The 16,420-nt window shown below is 65.4% G+C and carries 16 protein-coding genes and 1 pseudogene; 6 read left to right on the top strand and 11 right to left on the bottom strand.

The window, feature by feature from the left end; translation table 11 throughout:
- Positions 1–436: 436 nt before the first annotated feature.
- The 3 genes and pseudogenes from CKO40_RS16355 to CKO40_RS24480 form a co-directional block, all read right to left on the bottom strand.
- Positions 437–1,063, bottom strand: a complete 627-nt coding sequence (locus CKO40_RS16355; RefSeq protein ID WP_200347478.1) for a LysE family translocator — start codon at positions 1,061–1,063, stop codon at positions 437–439.
- Positions 1,050–1,535, bottom strand: a complete 486-nt coding sequence (locus CKO40_RS16350; protein WP_200347476.1) for a glycoside hydrolase family 15 protein — start codon at positions 1,533–1,535, stop codon at positions 1,050–1,052. Before CKO40_RS16350 ends, CKO40_RS16355 begins: the two co-directional genes overlap by 14 nt.
- Positions 1,536–1,773: 238 nt before the next feature.
- Positions 1,774–1,950 (bottom strand): annotated as a pseudogene (locus tag CKO40_RS24480) (ISNCY family transposase); the annotation flags it as partial.
- A 344-nt stretch (positions 1,951–2,294) separates the two neighbouring features.
- Between CKO40_RS24480 and CKO40_RS16340 the strand changes: the two are divergent.
- Positions 2,295–4,037 (top strand): chloride channel protein, encoded by a 1,743-nt coding sequence (locus CKO40_RS16340; RefSeq protein WP_200347472.1) that lies wholly within the window; start codon positions 2,295–2,297, stop codon positions 4,035–4,037.
- Positions 4,038–4,221: 184 nt separating this feature from the next.
- On the opposite strand, the gene cfa is transcribed toward CKO40_RS16340, so the two are convergent.
- Entirely contained in the window at positions 4,222–5,430 is a 1,209-nt protein-coding gene (gene cfa, locus CKO40_RS16335; protein ID WP_200347470.1) for a cyclopropane fatty acyl phospholipid synthase, read from the bottom strand.
- Positions 5,431–5,805: 375 nt separating this feature from the next.
- Here cfa and CKO40_RS16330 point away from each other — a divergent pair, with 375 nt between their 5' ends.
- Both CKO40_RS16330 and cbiB read left to right on the top strand, forming a co-directional pair.
- The gene (locus CKO40_RS16330; RefSeq protein ID WP_200347468.1) at positions 5,806–7,134 is read left to right on the top strand and encodes an adenosylcobinamide amidohydrolase; all 1,329 of its coding nucleotides are present in this window, start codon (positions 5,806–5,808) and stop codon (positions 7,132–7,134) included.
- On the top strand, positions 7,125–8,090 hold the full coding sequence (gene cbiB / locus CKO40_RS16325) for an adenosylcobinamide-phosphate synthase CbiB (RefSeq protein WP_200347466.1): 966 nt from the start codon (positions 7,125–7,127) through the stop codon (positions 8,088–8,090). Before CKO40_RS16330 ends, cbiB begins: the two co-directional genes overlap by 10 nt.
- 345 nt (positions 8,091–8,435) lie before the next feature.
- On the opposite strand, the gene CKO40_RS24975 is transcribed toward cbiB, so the two are convergent.
- On the bottom strand, positions 8,436–8,963 hold the full coding sequence (locus tag CKO40_RS24975; RefSeq protein WP_276570827.1) for a pilin: 528 nt from the start codon (positions 8,961–8,963) through the stop codon (positions 8,436–8,438).
- A gap of 373 nt (positions 8,964–9,336) precedes the next feature.
- Here CKO40_RS24975 and CKO40_RS16315 point away from each other — a divergent pair, with 373 nt between their 5' ends.
- From CKO40_RS16315 to CKO40_RS16305, 3 genes are all read left to right on the top strand, one after another.
- A complete protein-coding gene (locus CKO40_RS16315; RefSeq protein ID WP_200347464.1) occupies positions 9,337–10,281 on the top strand; it encodes a DNA ligase in 945 nt (314 codons plus the stop codon).
- A gap of 185 nt (positions 10,282–10,466) precedes the next feature.
- Positions 10,467–10,739, top strand: a complete 273-nt coding sequence (locus tag CKO40_RS16310; RefSeq protein WP_200347462.1) for a type II toxin-antitoxin system Phd/YefM family antitoxin — start codon at positions 10,467–10,469, stop codon at positions 10,737–10,739.
- A 24-nt stretch (positions 10,740–10,763) separates the two neighbouring features.
- Positions 10,764–11,186: a PIN domain-containing protein gene (locus CKO40_RS16305; RefSeq protein ID WP_200347461.1), complete on the top strand. Its 423-nt coding sequence runs from the start codon at positions 10,764–10,766 to the stop codon at positions 11,184–11,186.
- A 2-nt stretch (positions 11,187–11,188) separates the two neighbouring features.
- On the opposite strand, the gene CKO40_RS25610 is transcribed toward CKO40_RS16305, so the two are convergent.
- The 6 genes from CKO40_RS25610 to prpB form a co-directional block, all read right to left on the bottom strand.
- Complete coding sequence (locus tag CKO40_RS25610) at positions 11,189–11,932, bottom strand: Uma2 family endonuclease (protein WP_242477116.1); 744 nt, start codon at positions 11,930–11,932, stop codon at positions 11,189–11,191.
- A 238-nt stretch (positions 11,933–12,170) separates the two neighbouring features.
- Positions 12,171–13,622 (bottom strand): bifunctional 2-methylcitrate dehydratase/aconitate hydratase, encoded by a 1,452-nt coding sequence (locus CKO40_RS16295; RefSeq protein ID WP_200347460.1) that lies wholly within the window; start codon positions 13,620–13,622, stop codon positions 12,171–12,173.
- Positions 13,623–13,640: 18 nt separating this feature from the next.
- Positions 13,641–13,949, bottom strand: a complete 309-nt coding sequence (locus CKO40_RS25425; protein ID WP_200347459.1) for a type II toxin-antitoxin system RelE/ParE family toxin — start codon at positions 13,947–13,949, stop codon at positions 13,641–13,643.
- Positions 13,946–14,155: an addiction module protein gene (locus CKO40_RS16285; protein ID WP_200347458.1), complete on the bottom strand. Its 210-nt coding sequence runs from the start codon at positions 14,153–14,155 to the stop codon at positions 13,946–13,948. Before CKO40_RS16285 ends, CKO40_RS25425 begins: the two co-directional genes overlap by 4 nt.
- 5 nt (positions 14,156–14,160) lie before the next feature.
- A complete protein-coding gene (gene prpC, locus CKO40_RS16280; protein ID WP_200347456.1) occupies positions 14,161–15,345 on the bottom strand; it encodes a bifunctional 2-methylcitrate synthase/citrate synthase in 1,185 nt (394 codons plus the stop codon).
- Between the two features lie 5 nt (positions 15,346–15,350).
- Positions 15,351–16,232: a methylisocitrate lyase gene (prpB, locus tag CKO40_RS16275; protein WP_200347454.1), complete on the bottom strand. Its 882-nt coding sequence runs from the start codon at positions 16,230–16,232 to the stop codon at positions 15,351–15,353.
- Positions 16,233–16,420 lie beyond the last annotated feature (188 nt).

Below are 16,420 nucleotides of genomic sequence, written 5' to 3'. Positions count from 1 at the left end.
TCAGAAGGCACCAATGCATCTGATCGAAACCGCCCTGCAGATCGCACCGGCCACGCATGCCGGGCAGCAGGACAAGGCCGGGCGGCCCTACATCCTGCATCCGCTGCGGGTGATGGATGCGATGCAGTCCGACGAGGAACGGGCGGTTGCGTTGCTGCACGATGTGATCGAGGACGGCGACTGGGACCGCTCCCGCCTGATCGAGGCAGGGATTCCGGCGGAGGTGGCCGATGCGGTCGAGACCCTGAGCAAGCGTGACGCCGAGGACTATCCGGCGTTCATCGGGCGGGTGCTCGCGAATCCCCTCGCGTCCCGCGTGAAGCGCGCCGAGGTCATTGCCCTCGGCTCCACGAACGCCCCATGCTCACACAAAACTCCCCAAGGGGAGGCGACAACTATGCTAGCAGTGGAGGCGTCCAGCGCGGGGCGATCCGCATCAGCTCGGCGCAGACGTGATCAGATAGCCGCCGGCGCCGAGCAACAGGAGACCAGCGCCACGGTGAGCCGCGCGCCCGAGCCGCGCACTCCGCACGAGGCCGGTGACCTTGCTCGCCGCGACCGCATAGCCGAGTTTGACGCCGCCCACGCTCAGTGCGGTGATGAGAATGATCAGCAGCAGATCCGCGATGCCGAGGGCCTCGAGATCGACGAAGAGCGGGAACAGGCTGGCATAGAAGAGGATCGCTTTGAGGTCGCCCACCGTCAGCAACAGGCCGGCAACGACGCTTCCAAGCAGGCCGGAGGCGGAACCACCGTTGGCGCTTGCCCGGCGCCGCGTTGAGCGCGAGAACAGCATCGTGCCCCCAAGCCAGACCAGGTACAGGCCGCCGAGCAATTTGACGAGCAGAAAGAGACCGCCCAGAGCGTCGGCGAGTACCGTCAATCCAAGCAGCGCGATCGCAACGAAGAGTAGATCGCCGAGGACGATACCGAGCACGACGGCGAGGCCGTGGCGCAAACCCGCCGTTGCCGAGCGCGTGACCACCAGCACAACGCTGGTGCTCGGGAGCGCGGCGAGCAACCCCAAGGTCGCAAAAAGGATCAGTGACTCATCGAGGCTCATCGAGGCTCATCGCAACGGGCTCGTTTCGACACGTCGGTCTCAGCTTATGGAGCAGCAAGTAGGTGAAGAACAGCGGCCATTCGCATTCGATGTGCTCTAACTGCAGCAGCTCCTCGGGCTCATAGTGGAGCCGCTCATGGTCCTCGATGACCGTCTGATGGCCGTCGCGCAGAAACCGCTTGCAACCGTAGCGGCCTTCGAGCTTGCCGGCGATCGCGTCGACGGTCGCGTCCACCCGCTGAGCATCCTCAACCGCAAAGGCCGGAAAGCCGACGACGCTCAGCGTTGCGGCATCGACTTCCTTCGACAGGGACTCGCTCGGCAGGCTCGAGTCCAGGGTAATCCGGGCGCGTGCGGCATCCACGAGAAAGGGTTCGTAGTAGAAATGGCTGATCGAATCGCGAAAACAGATCGCGAACTGCCGCGGCGCCCAAAGCATCACCGTCGGCAGCGCGAAGGCGATGAGCCCCACCAGCGTCGCCAGAACGCGCTAGTTGATCGAGTAATGCGCATCGCCCTCGGCATAGTAACCGGGCTGCGGCTGGTACCCTTCGTTCGACAGCTTCCGCAACAACGCCATCATTCCCCCCGGAAACAGCTCTTCGCTCGCCACCAAGCCCCCGAGGAGGCAGCATACCAGCGGGTCGAAGCCGTTGCTTCGATGCTTCGGTAAGCCGCGATACCCTGCGAGAGGACGCGCCATCGCCGCGTTGCGGCAACACCTCGGCGAGGATGGCGAAGACCTGCTCGCGCAGCGCCGGCGTGCTGTCAATGTGCTGCAGGCCGCGCAGCGGGCGCGGGATGTCATCGCACGAGCGCGCATCGATCACGATCGCGCCGATGTCCTGTTCACCGAGTTGCAACTGCGGCTTGATGATCTCGCGCATGGCAATGATGCAGCAGCCGCTTTTGAGCACCTTGAAGTAGACCTCCACCTGCCAACTGCAGAGAGACCAGAGAGGTTTCTCGCTGGCTTGCTCCGGGGTTTGCACGGGGAGATTGGTGAGCAGCAACCACTCGAGCGGGTCTTCCCCCGCATCGCCGATGGCTCCCGCCTGCTGCGTTGACTCGGTGGCTATCTTCTCAGTCGGTTTGCCGAACAGCAAGCGTTTCAGCGTCGCCAGACGGATGTGGGTCTCGAGCAGACGGTGCTGCACCTATACCAGGCCGTAACGCGCCTGCCAGTGCCCCGGTGATGTACGCGAGGCGGTATTCAAGGATAATCAATGGTATGTTCAAGCACCGCCTCCTGCGAGGACGAGCCCTGAGCCTGGAAGCGCTTCGGCTGCGGCTCGCCGGCCCGGATGCGCTCGTCTCGCACGCCTTGCTCGGACTCGGGACCGGCCTCGCGGCCGGGCTGGTCATCGTCGCCTTTCGCATCGCCGTCGAGGGGACGCAAGGGCTCATGCTCCCCGAGCACGGCGAGAATTACGAGGCCCTCGCGCCGCTTTGGCGTTTCCTGCTGCCGTTGTTGGGGGCGGTACTGATCGGACTGCTCTTCCTGCGCTTCGCGAAGGGCGTCTATGTGCTCGGCGTCGCGCGGGTCCTGGAACGCATGGAGTATCACCAGGGCCACATGACGCTGCGGGGCTTTCTCCTGCAGTTCCTTGGCGCAGCCATCGCCATCGTCAGCGGCCATTCGGTCGGCCGCGAGGGCCCGCATGTCTATCTGGGCGCGGCAAGCGGCAGTCTGGTCGGGCGGTGGCTCAGCCTTCCCAACAACAGCATCCGGACCATGGTCGCCTGCGGAACCGCCGCCGGCATCGCCGCCTCTTTCAATACGCCACTGGCCGGTGTCATCTTTGCGCTCGAGGTGCTGGCGCTCGAGTACAGCATCACGGGGTTCATCCCGATCATCCTCGCAGCGGTCAGCGCCAACGCGCTCTCTATCTGGCTCTTCGGCAGCGCGCCCACCTTCGATGTGCCGTCCTTCCTGCTGATCTCGCTCTCCGATCTGCTGCCCGTACTCGTCCTCGGACTCTTTGCCGGTGCGGTTTCGGCCGCCTATATCCAGCTCTTGCAGTCGATCGCCAAGGCCGGCAAGCGGCTCGCCTTCTTTACCCGCGTGATGCTCGCTGGGCTCGCGGCAGGCGCATTCGGGGTGCTGGTGCCCGAGGTCATGGGCCTCGGTTATGACTCGCTCGACGATCTGCTCACGCAGCCGCTCCCCTGGACCCTACTGCTGGTGCTGCTCGTCGCCAAGCTGCTGGCAACATCAACGAGCGTCGGCCTCGGCATCCCGGGCGGCACCATCGGGCCGGCGCTGTTCATGGGAGCGACCCTCGGCCATCTCACCGGGATCATGGCCGTTACCTTGATCGGGAGCGATCCCACCCACGCCAGCTTCTACGCACTGCTTGGTATGGGCGCGATGATGGGGGCAAGCCTGCAGGCGCCCTTGGCGGCGCTGACGGCCGTGGTCGAGCTGACCCACTCCCCGGGCGTGATCATGCCCGGCATGTTGACCATCATCGTGGCCGGGCTCACCAGCAAGCAATTGTTCAAGAAGGACTCGCTCTTCGTCACGGTGCTCAAGGCCAACGGCCTCGACTATCGCGCCAATCCAGTCGTTGCCATGCTGCGGCGCAGCGGCGTTGCAAGCGCAATGAATCCTCGCTTTGCGAGGCATGAGGCACAGCTCAGCCGCGCGGAGGCGAGGCGCATCATGGGCGACCATCCAGACTGGATCATCGTCGACCACGACGGTAAACCGGCCTTTCTGATGCCCGGCATCGCCATCGCGACTTACCTCTCGCAAGACGACGGCGCCGAGACGATCGACCTACTCGAGATCCCGGCCGAACGCCTCGAGCTCACCTCGGTGCATCTACAGGCGACCCTTCAGGAGGCGCTGGACATCCTCAAGCGCGAGGGCGCCGAGGCAGTCTATGTCGCACGCCCGATCGCTCCTGGGATCAACCATATCTATGGCGTACTGACGCGCGGGCGGATCGAGTCGGCCTATCAATATTGAGGAACGTCTCGACAGGGACGGCCCCGGAGGTGCGGCTTAGGCGGGCAGCCTCTGTTTCTCGGCAATCGACCGGCGCAGCGCAGGTGCCTGCGCCGGTCGTCCCAGGGCGCCGCGGGGAGCGGGAGCCGTTGCGGCCTCGCAGATGAGCGGCACAGCAAATGGTCGCTGCAGCGCGCAGGCTGACTCAGCGCGGCGCCCGATAGCTCCCGCTGCGCCCGGGGTGGCTCAGCACCAGCTGCCACAGGTGGCCGGTACGCGAGCGGAAGAAGCCTGCGGAGCAGTGTAGGTAGTACTTCCACATCCGTTGGAAGCGTTCGTCATAACCGGCGCCCTCCAGCGCCGGCCAGGCGCGCTCGAGATTCGCCCACCAAGCCATCAGCGTGCGGTCGTAATCCGGTCCGAACGCATGCCAGTCCTCGAGCACGAACCGCCGCCGCAGCGCCTTGGTCAAACGCTCGACATTCGGCAGCTCACCGTTCGGGAAGATGTAGCGGTCGATCCAGGGATCATTGACCGGATTCGCTGCTCGGGTGCCAATGGTATGCAGCAGGAAGAGGCCGTCATTCTTGAGCAGCCGCGCGGCCGCATCGAAGAAGTCTGCGTCGTTCTTGCGGCCCACGTGCTCGAACATGCCCACCGAGGCGATCTTGTCGAAGCGCCCATCCGTCTCCCGATAGTCCTGCAGCCGGATCTCGACCGACAGCCCGGCGCAACGCTCCCGAGCCAATTTGGCCTGCTCCCGGGAGACGGTCAAGCCGACGACCTGCACGCCGTAATGGCGCGCCGCATGCTCGGCGAGACCACCCCAGCCGCAGCCGATGTCCAGGAGGCGATCGCCAGGCCCCAGTTCGAGCTTGCGACAGATCAAGTCCAGCTTCGCGCGTTGGGCACTCTCCAGGTCGTCCGCCTCGGCCCAGTATCCGCAGCTGTAGCTCATGGTCGGATCGAGCATGGCCTCGTAGAGGTCGTTACCGACATCGTAGTGGTGCTCGCCGACTTGAAAAGCTCGCTCCCTGCTCTGTCGATTCACCAGTCGCGTCCGTAATGCCTCAGCCGCGACGCGCAGCTTCAGCGCGATCCCGGCAGCCCCATGCAGCCTCTCTTCGATGCCGCAGCTCAGCAGACGGTTGAAGGTCTCATCCAACTGCGGGGCATCCCATTGCTTGTCCATGTAAGATTCCCCGAGGCCGAGGGAGCCGGCGCGCAGCACACGATCGTAGAACGCTGGATCATGCACCCGAATATCCCAGGGCCGATGACCGTTCAGTCTGACGCCGGCCTGGGCAGCCAGCTCGGTAAGCAATTGTCGACCGTCGCCGCCAATGCGGCGGAGATTCTCGAGCCAGGGACGCCCGGAATGTGGCTGCCAGGTTTGATTGGGTAACGTACTCATTGTTGCTGCTCCTCGTCTTGAATGCAGATTGCAAACGACCTGCTGCGATCAGGCGCCTCGCGGAAGACGCTCTCGCAAAAACAATGACAGCAAGATCAGTGCCGTACGGTGGCGGTCCGAAAGCCACCACTAACCCTATAGAAGCTAGGACATTGTGACCAGCACAGCAAATCCACCCGCTGCTCCAATGCCTCCTGGGTCCAAACAAACTGGATCAAGACAAACTGGATCAACGCAAATCGGATCAAGACAGGGCCGCCTGTTGTCAGCATCGACGGTCACACCGCTATGATCTTCGGGGCCGTCGACGAAATGGCCGCGCCGCGGACCCGCGCATTACGCACCAAGCCCCGTTCAGTTCTCTCATCTGCCTCAATGTTCCTCGACGACACCGACCAATACTCCCTGCATCGCCGCAGCCGCCACCTGTGGGCATCCTTCAAGACACCGCACCGCGTGCTCAGCACCTGCAAGGTCAACGGCGGTCTGCGCGAGGACCTCACCCATGTTGCGAATCATCAGAGCTGCGAAGGGGTCGCCCACGACCGGCGCTATACGCGCAACCGCTTGGAGCTGACGGGGCTAAGCGGCTTTCACGCGGCAGCCTGCGATGAGGTCGGACTGCCACCTTCCACCACGGCCTTGATGTCCACAGCGGCCAACATGCAGTGCGCCGTGCTCTCAACCGCCGTGCACGACGAGCTGCGGGTCGCTGTTGCAGCGACAGCCGGGGTCCTCGGCAACGCGACCCGTGCTGGCGATCCGGCCGGCTGGCATGAACATCGCGAAGGCAGTCGGCCAATCGAGCGGGTCGCCCCAGGCAACCAAGCCCCGATCCAACTGAACGGAGCTGCCGAGGCCAACGCCGAGCCCGGCGCGGCCAACGCCGACGATCAGAGCGCAAGCCCGCATCGCGTCGACGCGATGTGCTCCGCGTTGAGCTGGGAGCAACAACGGAGATCAACGCGCTCGCTCGCTGGCACACCCAACGCCCCCGATGAGTCCGGCTCGGGCACCATCGTGACGCTCGTCTTCATCAACCAGCCCTGCACCGCGGCCTGCCTGACCCGGGCTGCGACCATGGTGACCGAAGGCAAGAGCACGGCCTTGCTCGACCTGCGCATGCCGAGCTTGCAGTCGGCGGGGCTCGCCACCGGCACCGGTACGGATCAGTTGGTGATCGCCGCACCCATGCCAGAAACGGAGCAGGACTGGGAGCGCAACTGGGCTGGCAGCCACAACAGCTTGGGCCAACTCTTGGCACGCGCGACCCATGAGGCCGTCACCCGTTGCCTCCTGCTGCAAAACGGCGTCTGCGCAGAGCTCAGGCGCTCCATCTGCGGCGCGCTCTCACGCCATGGATGCGATGAAGCAGCCCTACTGAGCGCGGCCCCGGCCATACTCGACGAGTCGGATGCCGCGCTCTTCGCGTCCAATCTCACCGCGATCATCCACGACCCACAAAGCGCGGCCGCCGCCTACGCGCTGGCCGAGATCATCGACCTGGTCGAGGCTGGCATCCTGCATGCCGAGGTTGCGCAAGAGTCGCTGATCAATCAGGCAGCCTTGCTCGCCGCCGCGGTCGCGGTGGCGCCCGAGCAGTTCGCGACGCTGCGCGATGCCCTGCACCAAGAGCCTACTCGCTCACACAGCGAGCTGGCTGCGCGTGCTGTCATCCTAGGCTTCGCCAACAAATGGCGCTGACGATCCATCTGCTGCTGGTCCTCGCTGCATCCGGATTGGATGCGTTCTTCGGCGACCCGCACTATCGGCTGCACCCGGTCCGCCTCCTCGGCGACTGGACCCTGCTCTGGGAGCGGTTGCTGTTTCGGGTCGGTCTGAACGGACGCATAGGGGGCCTGCTGCTATGGCTCATCGTCGTCGTCGGGGCGCTCGGCCTGTGGTGGGCCATTCATCGCGGCCTCAGCCACCTGCATCCATGGCTCGGATTCGCCTGGGATGCCTTGATCGCCTACAGCCTGCTCTGTACCCATGACCTGATCGCGCAGGGGCGGCGTGTGCTCGTCGCGCTCGACGACCTGCCCCGGGCCCGCCAGGAGCTCCAGATGCTGGTCAGCCGCGACACCGGCAACCTATCCCCTGCCGGAATCGTGCGCGCCACCATCGAGAGCCTGTCCGAGAACCTGACCGACGGCGTGCTGACCCCGTTGTGGGCGCTCTGCCTGTTTGGGCTGCCGGGGCTGATCCTGGTGAAGACCGTCTCAAACCTGGATTCAATGGTGGGCTACAAGACCGAGCGCTATGCCCGCTTCGGCTGGGCCGGCGCGCGCTCGGACGATCTCGTGCATTGGCTGCCGGCACGCCTCTCGGTACCGATCATCGCGCTCGCTGCGGCCCTGCTCCGATTGCACCCGCGGCTGGTCCTGCCAACCGCGCTCAAATACCGCAGCATGCTCCCGAGCCCCAACTCCGGCTGGAGCGAGGCGGCCTGCGCCGGCGCGCTGCGGGTGCGGCTGGTCGGCCCGATCTGGCACGACGGCCAGCTGGTCAATGAGGCCTATATGGGCGAGCCCGACTGGCCGGCCGAGCTCGGGGGCGGAGACTTGAGCCGTGCCTTGAAGCTGATCCTCGCAGCGTCCTTGATCGCGCTTGCGGTCGGCTTGGCGCTCGCACCGCTGCGGCTATTGATGCCTTGGTAGCCGCGCCGTGATCGTTGGGCCAGCGGTTCATCTGCACCAACCAGCGGGCAAATCACCCGATGACCGACCCGCCTCGGAGTCACCGCCATGGCGGCCTTCACCAGCACCGCCCTCATGACTGCCGCCACGGCCTTCAAGGCGTCGCTGGCGGGCATTGGGCGCGGGCAACTCAGAACACGGCGGCTGCGATCACGACTCGAGGCTGCCCGCGAGCCGCTGCCGGAGACGCAAGTCGATCCTGCCTGCCTCGAGGGGATGAGGACTCGGCATTCCGGCAGCGTGGACAGGAAACGCCAGAATGCATGTTGCGCCGTGGCATCACTGCGGCTGATATTCTGTGCGCGTTCAGCCGCGGCAGCTCGAGGGCAGGTATTGCGGCGGCACGCCATCGCCGCCTGCCGGCGCATAGCAGCGCCAAGTGACAGAACCGGCACTATCAAAATCGGCCTCGAGATAGAGCAGCTTCTCATCGATCGGCGCGACGCCGTAACGGAGGCGGATCTCCTGCTCGCCATTGTTCCACCAGATCCGCTTGACATGGCTCCCCGAGCCGGCGCCACTGTCCATATCGGCCGACAGACCGAGCTCCTTCAGCAGCGCCAGCCAGTTGGTCTCGGTCGGCAGCGCGCCCTTGACGCTGTAGTACTCGGCAACCGCCAGCTTCACGGGCGCGAGCAGCCCGAGGCCTTCGGCGACCTTGGCCCGCGTCGTGAAACTGAGATAGTGGGGAATCGCGATTGCGGCGAGAACGCCGATGATCGCGACGACGATCATCAGCTCGATCAGCGTGAAGCCGCTGTTTCTCCGCGAGTGGAGCTTGGCGCGCCTCTGCAGCCCGCCTCCATGACCCTGACGCGCTGCCCGCATCCTCATTCTTCGATCCCCCCTGCTCGGGATTGAAGCCTTGGTTCTGCTTCGGACTCTTACCTGTTCCCGGCTAATCATCGATCGCAGATCAACTCGGTGACACACTGAAGCCTTGATGGGGTGATGACTGTCAGCATCGATTCATCGGTTACGATCAATCAACGCCCCAGTGCCGGCGCCCGCCTTGGACCATTCGGCTTGCGCGATTGACCATGACGCTATCGATCACGCTGTGCGCACCCGGACCGATCAGGGCCTGGATAGGCTCCTGGATAGGCTCCGGTTCATTGGCGTCATCGAGACCAGGCACAAGACCGGTAACACCCGATCCATTAAAGGTTATCCTAGCTGCCATTCGAGCGGCAATGGAGACATTGGGATGACTCGGCAACATTGGCTGGCACGAATCGGCGCCTTGCTGCTGGCATTGCAGCTTCTGCGCACCACGACACTGACGATAGCGGATAGCCTTGATCGCCCCGACACTGCATCGGCGTACACCAGCCCACAAGCGGACTCGGCCATCGGCGTCGACGCGATCGCCCGCGCACCGGAGCCGGCGCTCACCCTAGCCGAGGTCTACGAACCCGGTATCGATCTCAACGCCTATCTGGTCAGCGAGAAGTTCGACGGGGTGCGTGCGTACTGGGATGGCCGCCGCCTGATCACGCGCGGCGGACTGGTCATCAACGCCCCGCCTTGGTTCACAGAAGACCTTCCGACGCATCCGCTGGACGGCGAGCTATGGATGGGACGGGGCACCTTTGCTCGCGTCTCCGGCACGGTACGCCGGCACCAGCCCGACCCCGAGGCCTGGCATCAGGTGCGCTACGTCCTGTTCGACCTGCCGGGGAGCGATGCACCCTTCGCGCAGCGGGCCGAGGCGCTCGAAGAACTCGTCGCCGCAAGCACAAACCCCCGGCTCAAGCTCGCGCAACAGTCGCAGGTCGCCGACCCTGCCGCGTTGCAGGAGCGGCTCGAGCGGGTCGTTGCCAAAGGCGGCGAGGGCCTGATGCTGCACCACCGCGACGCGATCTATCGCCCCGGCCGCAGCGATCGGCTGCTCAAGCTCAAGCCCTATTTCGAGGGTGAGGCAACGGTGCTCGAGCACCTCCCAGGCGAGGGCAAATACGCAGGGATGCTCGGCTCGATGCTGGTCGAGGAGCCAGATGGGACGCGATTCCGGCTCGGCACCGGCTTCACCGACGCCGAGCGCGCGGCACCGCCGCCGATCGGCAGCGAGGTCAGCTTCAAGTACCACGGCCGGACCAAGAACGGCCTGCCCCGCTTCGCCAGCTTCCTGCGCGTCGCGGACGATCTTTAGATCGGGAAAACGCGATCGAAGAACCGCGGATGGGCATCAGCAATCTTAGCGAGAGCCTTGAGCAAGCTGGAGCGGCAATTTTAGAAAAGCCGGCCGGACTAAAGCGTAACGGCCTGTATAGTACTGCGCAGAAGAACCATAATCTGATTGTCAGATTATTTCATTCCGTCACCGCGAGGTGCACCGTGGAAGAAATCAACGCAACGCAAGCCGCCCGTCATTTCTCGGACCTGCTGAACCGGGTCGCCTACCAGGGCGCCAGCTTCGAGCTGACCCGGGGCGGGTGCCGTATCGCGCGGCTGGTCCCGGCGGGGCCGCTCAAGCGGGTCGAGGTCTCCGAGCTGAACAGCATCTTTGCCGGCATCCCGAGCCTAGAGGATGACGCCGAGTCCTTCGAGCGCGATATCGCAGACACGCAAGACGCCCTTGTGCCGGACGGCGACCCCTGGGACGACTGATTCGCCGAAAACCGGAAAAGACGAATGGGCTTGCTCCTCGATACCGGGGTCCTGATTCGTGCGGAGCGCGGCGGCAAGACAACGCTGGACTTCTCTCCGTGGAGCCGGTTTGGCGATGCCGCGATCAGCGTCGTCACCGCATCGGAGTTGCTGGTCGGCGTGCATCGTGCCATCCCGGAGCGCCGCCGCATTCGTCGCTCGGCGTCGGTTGAGGCCATGCTCGCCGCCTTGCCGATCCTGGACATCACGCTGGAGGTCGCGCGAGCGCACGCCGAACTGGTCGCCGCGATGCGGCAGCAGGGACTCACCCTTGGCGCGAACGATGCCTACATCGCCGCCACCGCCCTCGCCGGCGGGCGAGCCCTGCTGACCACGGACGCGGAGGACTTCCGCCGCGTCCCCGGACTTATCGTCCTGCCCCTCGACCAACCCCCCACGGCACAATGAGCTTAAGTACCACCATCAAGTCCATCCAGGACATCATGCGCAAGGACGACGGCGTCGACGGCGACGCACAGCGCATCGGCCAGTTCTCCTGGATGTTGTTTCTCAAGATCTTCGACGCCGTCATCGAGCTTGGTGGCTGTCCATTTTCTACTTCCCGATGATCGTCCAACAGTGCCCCCTAAATCGGGAAGACGTTGATGGACAGTTTCTTGGCGTGGCCAGAGGCGCGCAAAATCCAGCTCGATCCTGCAGCCGGGGAGATTGATGGGGCAGGATTCCCGGTGGAAATCACCGAGCTTCCGATACTCGCCGTCGATGAGCTGATAGACCTTGGCCTTGGACTCGTTGGGGTAGAGCAGGATGTAGTAGCCGACGCCCTCGTCACGGTAGAGCTGGAACTTGGTCTGCTCATCGCGGCGGGCGGTCTTGGGTGAGACGACTTCGGCAATCAGTGCCGGGGCGCGGGTGATGCGATCGCCATCGGGCTCGAAGCAGATCACGATCACATCCGGCCGCGTGACGGTATCGTCGGAGAGCTCGACATCGATCCCATGGAACGCCTCACACCGCGGGCAATGGTCGAGGGCCTCATCGAGCTGGCGCAGGAGGCGCCGGGCGACGCGTTGATGGCGAACCCCTGGTGAGGGAGACATCGCGAGCGGGATACCTTGGATGAGCTCCCAATCGCCCTGCCAACGGCGATAGTCCTCGATCCGATAGTGCTCGACCACCGCGGAAGCGGACATCGGCATTCTCCCAGGCCAGGGGCTGAAGCGATCCAGACGGCCGGATTATCGGGCCGGCCGCAGCGGCACTGCAAGGTGGACGCGCTTGCTGAGCAGACACAGCCGCCTGTCCCCCGTCGCTTGAGCGAACAGCGAGCCGCAGCGATGCGGCGAATCCGTCCGGGCGCTTACCCGCTTTCGAATGCAGAAAGACCTTGAGCGGGCGCGCTCACCCCGACCGACCAGGAGTTCGACCGGTTCAGAGACTCAAGAGTCCCATCATGCGCTCGACGCTGCACGCCTCGAATGCGGCCTGATCGGCGCACAGGGCAAGGATCGCGTCGCTGTTCTTCTGGCTGATGCGCCCGCGCAGATAGCGCTCGAACTTGGCCTCGAGCAGCGGGATGCCTTCGTCGCGCCGGCGCCGATGGCCAACCGGATAGTCGACGCTGACCTTCTCGGTGCTGGAGCCGTCGGTGAAGAACACCTGCACGGCGTTGCCGATGGCGCGCTTGTCCGCCTCCAGGTACTCGCGCGTGAAGCGCTCGTTCTCGACCACCTCCATCTTCGCGCGCAGCTGGTCGATCAGCGGATTGGCCGCGGCCGCGTCCTCGTAGTCGTCGGCGCTGAGCTGTCCCTGGATCAGCGGCACCGCGACCATGTACTGCAGGCAGTGATCGCGGTCGGCCGGGTTGTTCAACGGGCCGGTCTTGTTGATGATCCGGTCGCCGGATTCGGTGGTCTCGATCAGGATGCGCTCGATCTCGCCGAGCCGGTCCTTGACCTGCGGGTGCAGCGCGATCGCCGCCTCGACCGCGGTTTGGGCATGGAACTCGGCCGGGTAGCTGATCTTGAACAGCACGTTCTCCATCACGTAGCTGCCGAACGGCTGCGCCAATCGGATCGGCTCGCCGTTGAAGCAGACGTCCTGGAAGCCCCAGCCCTTCGCGGTCAGCGCCGACGGATAGCCGAGCTCGCCCTTTGCCGCGGTCAACGCCAAGAACAGCCCGCGCGCCGACGCATCCCCGGCGGCCCAGGACTTGCGCGGGCCGGTGTTCGGCGCATGCCGATAGGTGCGCAAGGCCGAGCCGTCGAGCCAGGCATGGGAGACGGCGCTCAGCACCTCGTCGCGCGTGCAGCCGAGCATCGCCGCCGCGACCGCGGCCGAGGCGATGCGCACCAGCAGCACATGATCGAGTCCGACCCGATTGAAGCTGTTCTCGAGCGCGAGCACGCCCTGGATCTCGTGCGCCTTGATCATCGCCCGCAGCACGTCACCAAGGGTCAGCGGCGCCTTGCCGCAGGCCAGGGCCTGACGCGATTGGAAGTCCGCGAGCGCCAGGATCGCGCCCAGGTTGTCCGATGGATGACCCCACTCGGCCGCGAGCCAGGTGTCGTTGTAGTCGAGCCAGCGCACCATCGCGCCGATGTTCCAGGCCGCGCGCAACGGATCGAGCTGATAGGAGGTGCCGGGCACCCGCGCGCCGCCCGGCGTCTCGACGCCCGGCACCACCGGCCCGAGCAGCTTGGTGCAGGCCGGATAATGCAGCGCCAGCAGCGCGCAGCCGATGCTGTCCATCCAGTCGTAGCGGGCGGTCTCGAGCGCTTCACGGCTCAGGCCGGCGTCGCCATCCAGTGCGTAATCGGCGATCCGTTGGATCACCTCGTCGTAGTCGGGACGCGCGGCGTCCAGGGTCGCGGCTTTGCTCATAGTCGGCGTGAATCCTGATCAGTCACTCATTGACGAACGCGCTTTCCAACGGCGCGGATGACGGCTGCCGTGCATCACCGCGAGCACCACCAATCGGTCCCCTACAATTCGGTAATACATGGCAAAAGGGAATCGGCTCAGCAACGCGCGCCGGGTACTTCGATGCACCACCGGCGCCACGCGCGGCTGCTCCGATAAGGCTTGAGTCAGGGATGCCACCTCGTCCAAGAACGCTTGTCCAAGCCTCGCGCGCTGCGACTCGTACCAAACGGTAGCATCCTCGATATCGGCCTCGGCCTCCGGGCGAAAGAAGACCTCGAGGGTCACAGCTTCTGGCGGATCGCCGCGATCACATCGGCTGCCGGATGGCCCATCTCGCCATCCAGTTCGAGGGCGTCGATGCGCCGGTCGAGCTCCTGGCGTTGCGCGTCGGTCAGCACCACCGCGCCCTGCTCGTCAGCAATGCTGTCCCAAAGATCCTCGACCAGACGAATACGCTCGTCGATCGGCAAGTCGTACACGGACATTGACATCGCGTTCAACCTCGCTCCTCGATCGGCACCCAGGGACGGTTCTCGGGGCCGGTGTAGTTGGCCGACGGACGGATGATCTTGCCATCCTGGCGCTGCTCGATCACATGCGCGCCCCAACCGGTGACGCGCGAGATCACGAACAGCGGCGTGAACATCGCCGTCGGCACGCCCATCTGGTGATAGGAGACGGCCGAGAACCAGTCCAGGTTCGGGAACATCGTCTTCAGCTCCCACATCACCGACTCCAGCCGCTCGGCGACCTCGAACATCCGGGTGTCGCCGGCCTCTTCCGAGAGCGTCTGGGCGACCCGCTTGATCACCTGATTGCGGGGATCGGCGACGGTGTAGACCGGATGGCCGAAGCCGATCACGATCTCCTTGCGCCCGACCCGCTCGCGGATGTCGGCCTCGGCCTCATCGGCGTTGTGATAGCGGCTCTGGGTGCGGAACGCCTCTTCGTTGGCACCGCCGTGCTTGGGGCCGCGCAGCGCGCCGATCGCGGCGGTGATGGCCGAGTACAGATCCGAGTTGGTGCCGGCGACCACGCGCGCGGCGAAGGTCGAGGCGTTGAACTCGTGCTCGGCATAGAGCACCAGCGAGGTGTGCATCGCCCGCACCCAGGAGGCCTTCGGCGCCTCACCATGCAACAGATGCAGGAAATGGCCGCCGATCGAGTCGTCATCGGTCTCGACCTCGATGCGCCGGCCGTTGACCGCATAGTGGTACCAGTACAGCAGCGCCGAGCCGAAGCTGGCCATCAGCCGGTCGACGATCGCGCGTGCCTCGGCGGTTGGATGATCCTCGCGCTCCGGCAGACAACTGCCCAGCACCGAGCAGGCCGTGCGCATCACGTCCATCGGATGCGCCGAGGCCGGGATCGCCTCGAGCGCCTGCTTCACCGCCTGCGGCAGACTGCGCAGCGCGCGTAGCTTGGCCTTGTAGGCCGCCAGCTCCGGCGCGCTCGGCAGCGCGCCGTGGATCAGCAGATAGGCGATCTCCTCGAATTCGGCCTGCTCGGCGAAGTCGAGGATGTCGTAGCCGCGGTAATGGAGATCGTTACCGGTGCGCCCGACCGTGCAGATCGCGGTATTGCCGGCGGCGGTGCCGGACAGGGCGACCGATTTCTTGGGCTTGGGCAGGCCGCCCGTTGTCGCATTGGCCTCAGTGGTCTTGTCAGTGGCGCTGGTCATGGGCCCTACTCCGCTGCGAAGAGTTGGTCGAGCTTCTGCTCGTAGGCGTGATAGCCGAGGTAGTCGTAGAGATCGGCACGGGTCTGCATCTGCTCGAGCACCGGCGCCTGGGTCCCGTCGCTGCGCAGGGTCTGATAGACCTGGAGCGCCGCGGCATTGGCGGCGCGGAAGGCGCTGAGCGGATAGAGCGCGATGCTGACGCCGACGCTGGCCAGCTCGTCGACCGTGAACAGCGGCGTCGAGCCGAACTCGGTGATGTTGGCGAGCACCGGCACGCCGACCACGTCGACGAACGCCTGATACTGCTCAAGCTCGGTGACCGCCTCCGGGAAGAGCGCATCGGCGCCGGCGTCGACGCAGGCCCGCGCGCGCTCGAGCGCCGCGTCCAGCCCCTCGACCGCGAGCGCGTCGGTGCGCGCCATGATCACGAAGTCATCGTCGAGCCGGGCATCGACCGCGGCCTTGATCCGGTCGACCATCTCCGCCTGCGGCACGATCGCCTTGTTGGGCCGATGGCCGCAGCGCTTCTGCTGCACCTGGTCCTCGAGGTGCACGGCCGCCGCACCGGCCTTGTTCATGCCGCGCACCGCGCGGGCGATGTTGAAGGCACCGCCCCAGCCGGTGTCGATGTCGACCAGCACCGGCAGCTCGGTCACGTCGGTGATGCGGCGCAGATCGATCAGCACATCATCCATGGTCGTAATGCCAAGATCCGGGATGCCGCAGCTTCCGGCCGCGACCCCGCCGCCAGAGATGTAGAGCGAGCGAAAGCCGGTGGCCTCGGCCAGGCGCGCGTGATAGGCGTTGATCGCGCCCGCGCATTGCAATGGCCGCTCTTCGGCCATCGCGGCGCGGAAGCGGGCGCCGGGGGTGGTTCTCTCCGTCATGATCGATTCCGTCAGTGGTGGTCTGGATGATCGACCGCGCAATGCGCTCGGCCCGGTGAGCGTGTTTCGCGGTCAATGCGTCTGCCGGACGCACGACCCCAAGCGGCCGCGCTGCATTCGCAGCGGCGGCGACTCGGCGTGGCGCGGGTCGGGGTCGGATCGGCGCTCGGCTGGCTCGGGGTAGTCCG

The sequence above is a fragment of the Halochromatium glycolicum genome, assembly GCF_016584085.1.
Lineage (GTDB): Bacteria > Pseudomonadota > Gammaproteobacteria > Chromatiales > Chromatiaceae > Lamprobacter > Lamprobacter glycolicus.
The sequence above is the reverse complement of the archived record's forward strand: the minus strand, read 5'-3'. Positions and strand labels throughout refer to the sequence as shown.